The organism is Serratia liquefaciens (genome assembly GCF_027594825.1).
GTDB classification, from domain to species: Bacteria; Pseudomonadota; Gammaproteobacteria; order Enterobacterales; family Enterobacteriaceae; genus Serratia; species Serratia liquefaciens_A.
In genome coordinates, this window is record NZ_CP088930.1 from 1,300,247 (window position 1) to 1,312,832 (window position 12,586).

The window sequence follows — 12,586 nt, forward strand, 5'->3', positions numbered from 1 at the left end:
ATCAAAAATTCTGGCCGTGTCGTCGGGGCGAGTCGGCTTACCAGCGTTGCTTCAGCAGGTTGTTCGGCTGAATGCCGCCAATCGCATGCGCGTTACTGAAATGCTTCACGGCGATGCCCGCTTCGAACTCTTCACGGAAATATTTAATTGCGCTTTGCAGTGGCTCTACGGCACCTGGCGCGTGGGCGCAGAAGGTTTTGCCCGGGCCGAGGGAACGGCACAGCTGCTCGAGGGTTTCGATATCCCCCGGCTGCCCTTGGCCATTTTCCAACGCGCGCAGGATCTTCACGCTCCACGGCAGGCCGTCACGGCATGGCGTACACCAACCGCAGGACTCGCGAGCGAAGAACTCTTCCAGGTTGCGCACCAACGGAACCATGCCGATTTCGTGGTCCACCGCCATCGCCAGCGCGGTGCCAAGACGGCTGCCGGCTTTGCCGATGTTCTCGAAGTCCATTGGCAGATCGAGGTGATCGGCAGTCAGGAAGTCGGTCCCTGCGCCACCTGGCTGCCAGGCTTTGAAACGCAAGCCGTCACGCATGCCACCGGCGTAATCTTCCAGAATTTCACGTGCGGTGGTACCAAACGGCAGCTCCCAAACGCCAGGGTTTTTCACCCGGCCGGAGAAGCCCATCAGTTTGGTCCCGGCGTCGTTACTCTTGCCGGCGGAGATCCCCTTGTACCAGTCGATACCGTTCGCCAGAATGGCCGGCACGTTACACAGGGTTTCTACGTTGTTAACGCAGGTCGGTTTGCCCCACACGCCGGAGGAAGCCGGGAATGGTGGCTTGGAGCGCGGGTTGGCACGGCGGCCTTCCAGCGAGTTAATCAGCGCGGTTTCTTCGCCGCAGATGTAGCGACCGGCACCGGTATGAACAATCAGCTCGAAGTCGAAACCGCTGCCCATGATGTTCTTGCCCAGATAGCCGGCTTCGGTAGCTTCGGCAATCGCACGGCGCAAATGCACCGCCGCTTCGATGTACTCACCGCGCAGGAAGATATAGCCGCGGTAAGCCTTCAGCGCGAAAGCCGAGATCAGCATGCCTTCCACCAACAGGTGCGGCATCTGCTCCATCAGCAAGCGGTCTTTGTAGGTGCCCGGCTCCATTTCATCGGCGTTACACAGCAGGTAACGGATGTTCATGGATTCGTCTTTCGGCATCAGGCTCCACTTCAGACCGGTGGAGAAACCTGCACCGCCGCGACCTTTCAATCCGGCGTCTTTCACCAGGTTGACGATCTCGTCCGGAGCCAGGCCTTTAATGGCCTTTTCGGCACCCGCATAGCCGTTTTTGTTGCGGTATTCATCCAGCCAGACCGGCTGTTTGTCATCACGCAGTCGCCAGGTCAGCGGGTGCATTTCGGGAGTGCGTACAATGTCTTTAATCATTGATACTGCTCCAGTAGCGTCTCGATATCTTCAGGCTTCAGCTGACTGTGAGTGTCCTCATCAATCATCATGGTCGGCCCTTTATCGCAGTTGCCCAGGCAGCAGGTTGGCAGCAGAGTGAAGCGACCATCAAAGGTGGTTTGACCCGGTTTGATGCTCAGCTTCTTCTCGATGGCGGCCTGAATGCCCTGGTAACCGGTGATGTGACAAACAACGCTGTCACAATAACGGATCACGTGACGTCCTACTGGCTGACGGAAAATCTGGCTGTAGAACGTGGCCACGCCTTCTACGTCGCTGGCAGGAATGCCCAGCACTTCCGCGATGGCATAAATCGCACCGTCCGGAACCCAGCCGCGCTGCTTCTGCACAATTTTCAGTGCTTCGATGGAGGCGGCGCGTGGATCCTCGTAATGGTGCTTTTCGTGCTCGATCGCATCACGTTCTTCCGCGCTCAGCTCAAATGCATCAACGCCGCTCTGAGGAGCGGCCGCATTGATGGGTTCAAGCGCTTCGTTATTCGCGTGATTGTCTTTTTGATCATGCATAGTTAGCGGTCCACATCTGACATTACAAAATCGATACTACCCAGATAGACGATCAGGTCGGAGACCAGGCTGCCACGGATTACCGCTGGGATTTGCTGCAGGTGCGCGAAGCTTGGCGTACGTACCCGGGTGCGGTAGCTCATGGTGCTGCCGTCGCTGGTCAGGTAGTAGCTGTTGATCCCTTTGGTGGCTTCAATCATCTGGAATGATTCGTTGGCTGGCATCACCGGGCCCCAGGAAACCTGCAGGAAGTGGGTGATCAGCGTTTCAATGTGCTGCAGCGTACGCTCTTTCGGCGGCGGCGTGGTCAGCGGGTGATCGGCCTTGAACGGGCCTTCCGGCATGTTGTTCAGGCACTGCTCAAGGATGCGCAGGCTCTGGCGCAGCTCTTCTACCTTCAGCATGACGCGGGTGTAGCAGTCGCTGTTGCCGTCGCCGACCGGGATTTCGAAGTCGAAATTCTCATAGCCGGAATACGGACGCCATTTGCGCACGTCGAACTCGATACCGGTAGCGCGCAGACCGGCGCCGGTCACGCCCCACTCCAATGCCTCTTTGGCATTGTAGGATGCAACACCTACGGAACGGCCTTTCAGGATGCTGTTCTTCAACGCAGCCTTGACGTAGGAATCCAGACGTTTTGGCATCCACTCGAGGAATTCACGCAGCAGACGATCCCAACCGCGCGGCAGGTCGTGTGCAACACCGCCAATACGGAACCAGGCCGGGTGCATACGGAAACCGGTAATCGCTTCCACCAGATCGTAGATTTTCTGACGATCGGTAAAGGCGAAGAACACCGGGGTCATGGCGCCGACGTCTTGAATGAACGTACTGATGTACAGCAGGTGACTGTTGATGCGGAACAGTTCGGACAGCATCACGCGGATAGTATCAACGCGCTCCGGTACCTTGATCCCGGCCAGTTTCTCAACCGCCAGCACGTAAGGCATTTCGTTCACGCAGCCGCCGAGGTACTCGATACGGTCGGTGTACGGAATGTAGCTGTGCCAGGACTGGCGCTCGCCCATTTTCTCGGCGCCACGGTGGTGGTAACCGATATCCGGAACGCAGTCGACGATCTCTTCACCATCCAGTTGCAGAATGATACGGAATGCACCGTGCGCAGATGGGTGGTTCGGGCCGAGGTTGAGGAACATGAAGTCCTCGTTCTCGGTGCCACGCTTCATGCCCCAATCTTCCGGCTTGAAGGTCAGCGCTTCCATTTCCAGATCTTCTTTCTGTTTGGTCAACACAAAGGGATCGAACTCGGTAGCACGCGCCGGGTAGTCTTTACGCAGCGGGTGGCCTTCCCAGGTTTGCGGCATCATGATGCGCGTCAGGTGCGGGTGGCCGTCGAAGGTAATACCGAACATTTCCCAGGTTTCACGCTCATACCAGTTGGCATTAGGGAAAACCTTGGTTGCTGTGGGCACGTGCAGGTCTTTTTCAGACAGCGCCACTTTCAGCATGATGTCGCGGTTGCGTTCGATAGAAATCAGATGGTAGAAAACAGAAAAATCCGCGGCCGGCAAACCGTCGCGGTGGGTGCGAAGACGCTCGTCCACGCCATGCAGATCGAACAGCATGACATAAGGCTTCGGCTGTTTTCTCAAAAACGTCATTACTTCCAGTAACTGGTCAGGCTTGACCCATACCACGGGCATTCCGGTACGGGAGGGCTGAACAGTGAAGGCTTCCGGCCCAAAACGGTTGCGCAGTTCGCCAATCACCGGATCGTCGAGGTGATCTCGGGTCTGCCAGGCCGGCAAGGCGTCGTGCGTCGTTGAATCTGTCATAATTTTTTTTCACCACACTAAAGGGTTATTTCGCCGCAAGTTCACTTTTCGCTGTGTTAACCAATAGCGCACTAAGATGGACGTTAAATGAACGTCTTAAATCTCGTCAGGCGTCCGAAGGTTGGTCACCGCGATACGCTCGCCGTGTTTACGCTCTCTTTCAGACTGCATATTGGCGCGGTAAACGCCCTGATCGCCAACAACCCAGGACAGCGGACGGCGTTCTTTGCCGATCGATTCCTGCAACAGCATCAGCGCCTGCATGTAAGCTTCTGGACGCGGTGGACAACCCGGGATATACACGTCGACCGGCAAGAATTTGTCCACGCCCTGCACCACGGAATAGATATCGTACATGCCGCCGGAGTTGGCACAGGCGCCCATCGAGATCACCCACTTGGGTTCCAGCATCTGTTCGTACAGGCGTTGAATAACCGGAGCCATCTTGGTAAAGCAGGTACCGGCTACCACCATCAGGTCAGCCTGACGCGGCGAAGCACGCAATACTTCGGCACCAAAACGAGCCACGTCGTGAACGGCGGTAAACGAAGTCACCATCTCCACGTAACAGCACGAAAGGCCAAAGTTATAGGGCCAAATAGAGTTTTTACGCCCCCAGTTCACCATGTCATGCAATGCATGTTCGAGTTTACCCATGTAAACCGTGCGGTGAACCTGTTGGTCCAGGGGATCGGCGACAATCTCCTGTTTTTGCAGGGGGTAACGGTCGTTCTCACCGTTCGGGTCTATGCGGGTGAGCGTATAGTCCATCTTAATGCCTCGTTTTTTACCGACTACTGCGGATGACTGTTGGTGTTAGTGATCGTGCCTGGTTTGCTCAGACGTTTGGAACGCGACGGTGTCCAGTCCAATGCGCCGATACGCACCAGATAAAACAGACCGGCCAATAGCACCAAAATGAAAATGGCGGCTTCGATGAAGCCAACCCAACCGCTCTCGCGAATGGAGACCGACCAGGCGTACAGGTACAAGGCTTCAACATCGAAAATAACGAAGAACATGGCGACCAGATAGAACTTGGCGGACAGACGCATACGCGCCGTGCCGACAGAGTCGATACCTGATTCAAACGGGGTATGTTTGGCACGCGCACGGGCTCTCCCACCCAGGAAGAACGCGCCCAGCAGCATTAAACCGCAAAGCCCGATAGCCACGACAAAAAATACGGCGAACGCCCAGTGATGAGCGATAACTTCAGTGGTTGTTGACATACTCTATGCTTACTCATCAAAAGTGGCGTCGATCGCTCTGCTCTTGTATCTGGCAGTTAGTGCACCACATCGATTTAAGGGAAGGATAAATAAACCACACAAACAAACTGCTTTTACAGCGAGTTAGGCAGCGTTTTACTGTGGGCTTTTTACTCCTTTCTATAACCTTTTGTCAACTTTGACAAAAGTATCTACACACTAGTTTACATACGTATCATTTAATTAACATTTGATGCGCCTGGCTTAGGCTAAATCGTGTCAGTTAATTGCCGTGTAGAAACAGATAGATATAAACCAACATGCACATTTCAGTTTTACTATACCATTGTCTCAGGAATCTCCTGTTCTTCCACTCACTACCTAGGGGTATTTTTTTGATCCAGGACACGTTTTCAGCATAAAACCTCAAAAAAAGTGTGGCCCTTTAATAAATTTTGTCAATTCTGGCGGTAAAAATCGCCGAGACAAACTATCAAAATAACCCTATCCATTCCAGGTCTTTAGCTGAAAAACTAATCGTGCAAAAAATCACCGAAAGTCATTTTCTTCGTCTGATAACCGTTCTCATTACCCACAGATACTCAAACAAATAACCACTTCGTAATAAAAAATCATCCAATGCGCCATAAATTGATTTTTAGCTAAATTTTGACCAAAAAAAACCTCCGCCGAAGCAGAGGTTTTTTCATCGGGTTTAACGCTTTTTGGCGTTATTCCTCATCGTCAACCAGACAGGCATCATCTTGCAGCGATGCACCGGGCCCGCTGAAGCTGTAGCTGTCGTTGCCGTTTTGCATGGCGCTGAAGATCGCCATCGCCAGCTCATTACCGCACTGAGGATCCTTGCACAGGCTGTACTGAGTATCAGGCAACACCGGCAATCCCTCCGTTGCGCCAAGCACGCGCAGGTCCGGACTCATCATTTCGATTGGGCGAACGGTAATGCCCAGCCCGGCCTTACAGGCCGCGCGAACGGCGGAAAGCGTTGAAGCCACATAGGCGATCCGCCATGGGATCCCGGCGTCATCAAGGTGTTTGATCGCCATCGCGCGGAATGGACTTGGATCGTCCATCACCACCAACGGGATCGGTTCGCCAGCCTGGAAATGGTAATCGGCCGCGCAGTACCACAGGGTTGGCGAGGTACGCAGCACAATATGCGGACGATCTGCGGCAGCTATCGTGGTGATGGCCAGATCGACTTCGCCACTTTCCAGCATGTCGACCATGAACGAACTGGGTTTCACCCGGACATCAATCGCCAGTTTTGGGTATACCGACGTGACGCGGTTAAGCAAGAAAGGCAGGATGGTATCGGCGGTATCATCAGAAGCGCCAATAGTCAGAACACCCTTTATATTGTTGTACATCAACGAAGTACAGGCTTCGTCATTGAAGCGCAGGATTTTCCTGGCGTAGCCGAGAAGCTGAATACCGTGTTCGGTCAGTAATTTATTGCGCCCATGACGGGCAAACAACTCTTTGCCAACCAGTTGCTCTAACCGCTGCATTTGTTGGCTGACGGCTGATTGAGTACGACAAACGGCGACTGCCGCCGCCGCAAAAGTATTCAAATCAGCAACAGCTACAAAGGTTCTTAGCAGATCGAGGTCGAGATTGAGTATCGGACGATTTGCAGTTGTCATAGTGTTTTCTTCACTTTTTGAATTCTAATTTACAAACTACCCTGGTGTGTTTCTAAGACATCGTTAAAGGACGATGCCAGACATGACAGTACCCCACTCATAAGTGGAGGGCAAAAAAATTACTTTTATTTCGTTACCTCTATCGCCTTTTAAAATGTGATCTATCGTGAATGCTTATAGAAATGCCGTACTTTATAAGTGGTGAAAGTGTTTCATTTTTACCGGGTTAAATATTTTACTCATTCAACGCGTGAGATTTCCACACCAATCGTGCTGCATAACCCCCGCGTCCAGACTGGCCTCAGCGTCGTTTTCTGCACGGAAAAATCCTTAGGCCGCAGCGTAACGTCTGGTTCATTTTTTCATGACTTTAATAAATTCAATCAGTAACATTTATTACGTGAATAAATCAGAAATAACTACTTAAACAGCGCTTAAGTTAGAAACTGAAATACGGCTAATGTAATTCACCCTTGTCTTTCAGTTTGGATCGCCGATTGACATCCCGCTATCAGACTACTCTGGCATTATCATTTCTTTACATTTTAACTTCTTTAATCTCTGCGCAACTAATCCATTTATCGGGTCCCGTTCCGTCACGAGGATGATCCCGGGTAATTATGACTGCACACCATCCCACTTACAGAATAAAAAACCAATTTTAAAACAAAATGCAGGACTAAAGCCCAAGAAAACACTTTAGCATTGCTTATCTCACCTGGGTTCCTGCGTTACCCCCTTCGTTTGCACCAAAGGCGTGCATGGCCCTTCAAAAGCGCCCGCGCCAGGAGTACATTGGGCAAGTTGCGGCATTCCACGGTAGGAACGCCCCCATCCCAGCAAAAGGCTCAACTTTTTATGTCCCCCATTGAGAAATCCAGCAAACTGGACAACGTCTGCTATGACATTCGTGGCCCGGTGCTCAAAGAAGCTAAACGTCTTGAAGAAGAAGGCAATAAAGTCCTGAAACTGAACATCGGCAACCCAGCCCCATTCGGTTTCGACGCCCCTGATGAAATCCTGGTCGACGTGATCCGCAATTTGCCCACGGCGCAAGGGTATTCCGATTCCAAAGGGCTCTTCTCGGCGCGTAAAGCGATCATGCAGCACTACCAGGCACGAAACATACGCGACGTGACCGTTGAGGATATCTACATCGGCAATGGGGTTTCAGAGCTGATCGTGCAATCCATGCAGGCGTTGCTCAATAGCGGCGACGAAATGCTGGTGCCGGCACCGGATTACCCACTGTGGACCGCGGCGGTTTCGCTGTCCGGCGGTAAGGCCGTGCATTATCTGTGCGATGAGCAAGCCGGTTGGTTCCCGGATCTGGATGACATCATCAGCAAGATCACCCCGCGCACCCGCGGCATCGTGATCATCAACCCAAACAACCCTACCGGCGCGGTATACAGCAAAGCGCTGCTGGAACAAATCGTCGAGATTGCCCGTCAGCATAACCTGATCATCTTCTCCGATGAGATTTACGACAAAATTCTGTATGACGAAGCCGAACACCATTCGATCGCCGCGCTGGCACCGGACCTGCTGACCGTCACCTTTAACGGACTGTCCAAAACTTACCGCGTTGCGGGTTTCCGTCAGGGCTGGATGGTATTGAACGGGCCCAAAAAACACGCCAAGGGGTATATCGAAGGCCTGGAAATGCTGGCGTCGATGCGCCTGTGCGCCAACGTACCGATGCAGCACGCTATTCAAACCGCACTGGGCGGTTACCAGAGCATCAGCGAATTTATTCAACCCGGCGGCCGTCTGTATGAGCAGCGTAATCGCACCTGGGAACTGTTGAATGAAATTCCGGGGGTTTCCTGCGTGAAACCTCAGGGCGCGCTGTATATGTTCCCGCGCATCGACGCCAAACGTTTTAATATTCACGACGATCAGAAATTGGTGCTGGATCTGCTGCTGCAGGAAAAAGTGCTGCTGGTGCAGGGCAGCGCCTTCAACTGGCCGTATCCGGATCATGTGCGCATCGTTACGCTGCCGCGCGTAGATGAACTGGAAATGGCGGTCGGCAAACTTGGCCGCTTCCTGGAAGGCTATCGTCAATAGTCATGATGGGCGCAGCCTACTGCGCCCTTCTCCCCCATCACCGCACTGCCTTGGGTTGCATAACCCGCCATCACTGCTCACAATGGAACCCTCACTTGCCGTTGTATAAGAGAGCACCATGAGCCAGAGCCAGAGCCACTTTTTTGCCCATCTGTCACGTTTGAAACTGATTAACCGCTGGCCGCTGATGCGCAATGTCCGTACCGAGAACGTTTCCGAGCATAGCCTGCAGGTGGCATTTGTCGCCCATGCGCTGGCGGTGATCAAGAACCGGAAGTTCAATGGCAACCTGAGTGCCGAGCGTGTCGCCCTGCTGGCGATGTACCACGATGCCAGTGAAGTGATCACCGGCGATATGCCGACGCCGATCAAATACTACAATCCGCAGATCGCCCATGAGTACAAAAAGATCGAAAAGATCGCCCAGCAGAAACTGCTGGATATGATCCCGGCCGAATTGCGCAATGATTTCCGCTCGATACTCGACGAGCACTATTACACCGAAGACGAAAAGTTGGTGGTGAAGCAGGCCGATGCGCTGTGCGCCTACCTGAAGTGCCTGGAAGAACTGTCTGCCGGCAATAACGAATTCAAGCTGGCGAAGGCCCGATTGGACAAGACCTTGCAGCAACGCAGCAGCCCGGAAATGGACTATTTCATGAACGTGTTTATTCCCAGCTTCAGCCTGTCACTGGACGAAATCAGCCTCGACTCTTCCCTGTAAATCCTATGGCGCAGCATGCTGCGCCGTTAAAATGCATATAGCCAGGGCACAATAATCACGCTAACCAACATCACCAACAGCGTGAACGGCACGCCCATACGCACAAAATCACCGAACTTATAGTTCCCAGGCCCCAACACCAAAGTGTTCACCGGTGAAGAAACCGGCGTCATAAACGCCGCCGAAGCGGCAATGGCGATAATCATGGCAAACGGGTACGGTGAAACCCCCATTTCGCGGGCGGCGGCAATGGCGATCGGTGCCATCAGCACGGCGGTCGCCGTATTGGAAATAAACAGCCCAATAGTGGCGCACAGTGCAAACAGGCACACCAGCATCACCCTTGGCCCGGCACCGCCGGCAACGTCCATTAACCCGCGCACGATCAAATCCACCCCGCCAGTCTTCTGCAGTGCCTGAGCAAAGGGCATCATGCCGACAATCAAAATAATGCTTGGCCAGTGGATCGATTTATAGGCACTTTCCATGTCGATACAGCGGAACTTGCCCATCAGCAGACAGGCAATCAGCGCGGCAATGGGGTTGGGGATCTCGTCGGTCAGCATCATTGCCACCATCAACGCCAAGCAAAATAATGCGTGCGGTGCCTGAGTGATGGCCGGCGCAACCTCGTCGACTTCGGCCGGCAGATTGAGCACAATAAAATCGTGGGTTTTCGCCTGCAGCTGACGAATAGCCTTCCAGTCGCCAATCACCAACAGAATGTCGCCCAACGCCAGCGGCTCATCCACCAGCTTGCCCGCCAGGGTTTCGCCATTGCGGCGGATCCCCACCACGTTCAGATCGTAACGGCTGCGAAAGGCGGATTCGCGCAGGCTTTTGCCCAACAGCGTCGAGTCGGGAATCAACGACACTTCCGCCATGCCGACGTTGCGCGACTGCTCGGAAAAATAGTCGCCGCGCAGCACCATGGGTTCCAGTTGCTGCTCACTGCAGAATTCACGTAAATCGACCTGGCTGTCCGACATGTCGAGCAGCAGCACATCGCCTTCACGCAGCTCGGTGCTGCCGGATGCGCTGACCATCACCCGCCGAAAGCGTTTCCAACGTTCAATGCCCACCACATTGGCGCCGTAGCGAGCACGCAGGTGCAGCTCGTCCAGGGAATGCCCCACCAACGGCGAACCGCTGCGCAGCGCCAGCCGACGCGCCCGGCCGGTCAGCTTGTAGTCGCGGATCAGATCGCGGAAGGTGCGTCGCTGCCAGGTTTCGCGCGTTTTATCGCCGTCTTCATTACCTAGCCAACGGCGGGCCACCAGCATATAGCCCACACCCAGCACCAGCACCGCCAGGCCTACCGGCGTCACGCCGAAGAAGCCAAAACCGCTGATGCCTTCGCGCACCAGTTCGCTGTTGACCACCATGTTCGGTGGGGTCGCCACAAGGGTCATCATGCCGCTGATCAAGCCGGCAAAGCTCAGCGGCATCATCAACCTTCCCGGGGCGATTTTCATTCGCGCCGCTACGCTGAGCACCACCGGGATAAAAATCGCCACTACGCCGGTTGAGCTCATAAAAGCCCCCAGGCCGGCGACGGTGACCATCAGCAACATCAGCATTTTGGTTTCGCTACTGCCGGCAACCTTCACCAGCCAGTCCCCCACCTGATAAGCCACCCCGGTGCGCACCAGCCCTTCCCCAATCACGAACAGCGCGGCAATCAGGATCACGTTGGGATCGCTAAAGCCGACCGTGGCCTCCGGCAGGGTCAGGGTACCGCTCAGCACAAAGGCGATGATCACCAGCAACGCCACTACGTCCATACGCAGTTTATTGGTGGTAAACAACACAATGGCAATCAACAGTAAACTCAGCACCCACAGTAATTCGCTGTTCAAAACGGCCTCACCCGGCAGAGATATCCAAGGGCTTAAAAATTAGCATAAAAAAACCCCGCCGGTGCGGGGTCTAATCAATTTGGGTGAAGATAGGGCGTTACGCCACCAGGTTAATCGCGGCGCCCTGCTCCGTTTTGCTCACGGCGATCTGCTCAAGCGATGACAGCAGCAGATCGACCTGATCCAACTTTGGCGCATCGGCCGGAGCATTGACGGCTATCACCTGGCAGCCTGCAGCCAGCCCGGAAAGAATACCGGCAGCGGCGTCTTCCACCACCACACAATCCCGCGGTGCCAACCCCAGGCGCTCAGCCCCCAGCAGATACGCATCCGGCTGTGGCTTGCCTTTTTTCACCTGCTCGGCGGTAATGAAAACCTCCGGCTGTGGCAGGCCACCGGCATTCCGCCGAGCGGTAGCCACCGGGATCGAGCCGGAAGTGACGATCGCCCAGGGAATGTCGAGTTGATTCAAGCGCGCCAGCAAGGCAGCGGCGCCGGGCAGTGCGGTAACGCCCTCCGTGTCCTGCGCTTCCACCTGTTCCAGCAGCAGAAACTCCTGCTGAATCTCGGCCTCGCTTTCACCCGGCATAAAATGACGCAACGAGGTAATGGCCTGTTTACCGTGAATAAAATCCAGCACGTCCTGCGGATCAACGCCGCGGCGTTTGGCCCAGTTAACCCAGGCGCGCTCTACCGCAGGCAATGAATCCACCAGCGTCCCATCAAGATCGAACAGAAAACCCTTACACTCCACAGGAAACCTCTTTTAATCAGGCATTGATAATTTGCGCTATCTCAACGGCGCTCAAATGATACTGGCGTGGGCATGACAGCCAGATAGCCAGCATACGCTGGTACTTTTCCCACATTTTGGTTTGGGCGTTGAAGCCGTGGCTGCCGGAATCGAAATGAGTATAGCGCCCCTCGGTGTTAACCAGGAAACGCACGTAGCTCAGATGGCGCGCCTCGGTCGCGGCGTCAAAGCCGAGAAACGCCAGGCGGCGGGCTTCAATGCCTTGTTTGTCTTTCAGATTGTCCCAGGAAACCTGCAGCGCGTGGTGCATTTCCATAACGTTGATAATGGTGCGGCACACGTCTTCGCTCATTTCGCCGAAGTCGCGATCCAGCTCGCGCATCTGCAGGCCAAAACCGCGTTCGATAATGGTCTGCAAGCGACGATAACGTTCAGCGCTATCCGGATCCAGCAGGGTCATCATCTTGTATTGGTTCGACAGGATCAGGCGTTGGGCGTGGGTCATTTCCATTATAATTTCCTCGATAAATTACTCATGGCGAAAGCATCGCACAGCGCAAT

11 protein-coding genes are annotated in these 12,586 nt (G+C 54.2%); 2 read left to right on the forward strand and 9 right to left on the reverse strand.

The window, feature by feature from the left end:
• Positions 1–37: 37 nt before the first annotated feature.
• From nuoF to lrhA, 6 genes are all read right to left on the reverse strand, one after another.
• A complete protein-coding gene (gene nuoF / locus LQ945_RS05885) occupies positions 38–1,390 on the reverse strand; it encodes an NADH-quinone oxidoreductase subunit NuoF (RefSeq protein ID WP_270102494.1) in 1,353 nt (450 codons plus the stop codon).
• Positions 1,387–1,938 (reverse strand): NADH-quinone oxidoreductase subunit NuoE, encoded by a 552-nt coding sequence (gene nuoE, locus LQ945_RS05890; RefSeq protein ID WP_104410952.1) that lies wholly within the window; start codon positions 1,936–1,938, stop codon positions 1,387–1,389. Before nuoE ends, nuoF begins: the two co-directional genes overlap by 4 nt.
• 2 nt (positions 1,939–1,940) lie before the next feature.
• Positions 1,941–3,737 carry an NADH-quinone oxidoreductase subunit C/D gene (gene nuoC, locus LQ945_RS05895; RefSeq protein WP_020827848.1) on the reverse strand — a complete coding sequence of 599 codons (1,797 nt, stop codon included), beginning with the start codon at positions 3,735–3,737 and terminating at the stop codon, positions 1,941–1,943.
• 96 nt (positions 3,738–3,833) lie between these two features.
• The gene (locus LQ945_RS05900) at positions 3,834–4,508 is read right to left on the reverse strand and encodes a NuoB/complex I 20 kDa subunit family protein (RefSeq protein ID WP_004947278.1); all 675 of its coding nucleotides are present in this window, start codon (positions 4,506–4,508) and stop codon (positions 3,834–3,836) included.
• Positions 4,509–4,531: 23 nt separating this feature from the next.
• Positions 4,532–4,969 (reverse strand): NADH-quinone oxidoreductase subunit A, encoded by a 438-nt coding sequence (locus LQ945_RS05905; protein WP_020827849.1) that lies wholly within the window; start codon positions 4,967–4,969, stop codon positions 4,532–4,534.
• Positions 4,970–5,679: 710 nt separating this feature from the next.
• Positions 5,680–6,615 (reverse strand): transcriptional regulator LrhA, encoded by a 936-nt coding sequence (gene lrhA, locus LQ945_RS05910; protein WP_269935876.1) that lies wholly within the window; start codon positions 6,613–6,615, stop codon positions 5,680–5,682.
• Between the two features lie 858 nt (positions 6,616–7,473).
• On the opposite strand from lrhA, the gene LQ945_RS05915 reads away from it, so the two are divergent.
• Positions 7,474–8,688 carry a pyridoxal phosphate-dependent aminotransferase gene (locus LQ945_RS05915; protein WP_020827851.1) on the forward strand — a complete coding sequence of 405 codons (1,215 nt, stop codon included), beginning with the start codon at positions 7,474–7,476 and terminating at the stop codon, positions 8,686–8,688.
• A gap of 118 nt (positions 8,689–8,806) precedes the next feature.
• Positions 8,807–9,412, forward strand: a complete 606-nt coding sequence (gene yfbR, locus LQ945_RS05920; RefSeq protein WP_044552640.1) for a 5'-deoxynucleotidase — start codon at positions 8,807–8,809, stop codon at positions 9,410–9,412.
• A 26-nt stretch (positions 9,413–9,438) separates the two neighbouring features.
• Here the strand turns inward: yfbR and LQ945_RS05925 are convergent, their stop codons facing one another.
• The 3 genes from LQ945_RS05925 to LQ945_RS05935 form a co-directional block, all read right to left on the reverse strand.
• A complete protein-coding gene (locus LQ945_RS05925) occupies positions 9,439–11,271 on the reverse strand; it encodes an SLC13 family permease (RefSeq protein ID WP_260679815.1) in 1,833 nt (610 codons plus the stop codon).
• 97 nt (positions 11,272–11,368) lie between these two features.
• Positions 11,369–12,025, reverse strand: a complete 657-nt coding sequence (locus LQ945_RS05930; RefSeq protein ID WP_044552643.1) for a sugar phosphatase — start codon at positions 12,023–12,025, stop codon at positions 11,369–11,371.
• 16 nt (positions 12,026–12,041) lie between these two features.
• Positions 12,042–12,536 (reverse strand): YfbU family protein, encoded by a 495-nt coding sequence (locus LQ945_RS05935; RefSeq protein WP_270102495.1) that lies wholly within the window; start codon positions 12,534–12,536, stop codon positions 12,042–12,044.
• Positions 12,537–12,586 lie beyond the last annotated feature (50 nt).

Coding starts and splice junctions, on each gene's coding strand:
- nuoE (WP_104410952.1), bottom strand. CDS start 1,938: ATGCATGATCAAAAAGACAATCACGCGAATAACGAAGCGCTTGAACCC.
- nuoF (WP_270102494.1), bottom strand. CDS start 1,390: ATGATTAAAGACATTGTACGCACTCCCGAAATGCACCCGCTGACCTGG.
- LQ945_RS05935 (WP_270102495.1), bottom strand. CDS start 12,536: ATGGAAATGACCCACGCCCAACGCCTGATCCTGTCGAACCAATACAAG.
- nuoC (WP_020827848.1), bottom strand. CDS start 3,737: ATGACAGATTCAACGACGCACGACGCCTTGCCGGCCTGGCAGACCCGA.
- LQ945_RS05915 (WP_020827851.1), top strand. CDS start 7,474: ATGTCCCCCATTGAGAAATCCAGCAAACTGGACAACGTCTGCTATGAC.
- yfbR (WP_044552640.1), top strand. CDS start 8,807: ATGAGCCAGAGCCAGAGCCACTTTTTTGCCCATCTGTCACGTTTGAAA.
- LQ945_RS05905 (WP_020827849.1), bottom strand. CDS start 4,969: ATGTCAACAACCACTGAAGTTATCGCTCATCACTGGGCGTTCGCCGTA.
- LQ945_RS05900 (WP_004947278.1), bottom strand. CDS start 4,508: ATGGACTATACGCTCACCCGCATAGACCCGAACGGTGAGAACGACCGT.
- lrhA (WP_269935876.1), bottom strand. CDS start 6,615: ATGACAACTGCAAATCGTCCGATACTCAATCTCGACCTCGATCTGCTA.